Here is a 233-nt window from a genome sequence, read left to right on the forward strand (position 1 = left end):
GGTCTACAAGGTCAGCGGCGTAAAAACCCTGAACGAGACGGCCGCGAACTGGTTCGGCAAGATGAAGATCGGCCTCGAGTATGCGCTGTTCCAGAGCGGGCCGATGTCGATGGCGCCTTCGCAGCTGGGCGTGTTCGCGCGCTCGGGCCCGCACGAGGCGACGCCGAACCTGCAATACCACGTGCAGCCGCTGTCGCTGGAGAAGTTCGGCGACCCGCTGCACGGCTTTCCGG

At 65.2% G+C, this 233-nt stretch carries 1 pseudogene; it reads left to right on the forward strand.

What is annotated here, in order from left to right:
* Positions 1-233: pseudogene (locus KVT32_RS31700) on the forward strand (choline dehydrogenase); the annotation flags it as partial.

Origin of the sequence: Achromobacter sp. GbtcB20 (assembly GCF_019091095.1) — a bacterium.
Taxonomy (GTDB): Bacteria; Pseudomonadota; Gammaproteobacteria; order Burkholderiales; family Burkholderiaceae_B; genus Achromobacter; species Achromobacter mucicolens.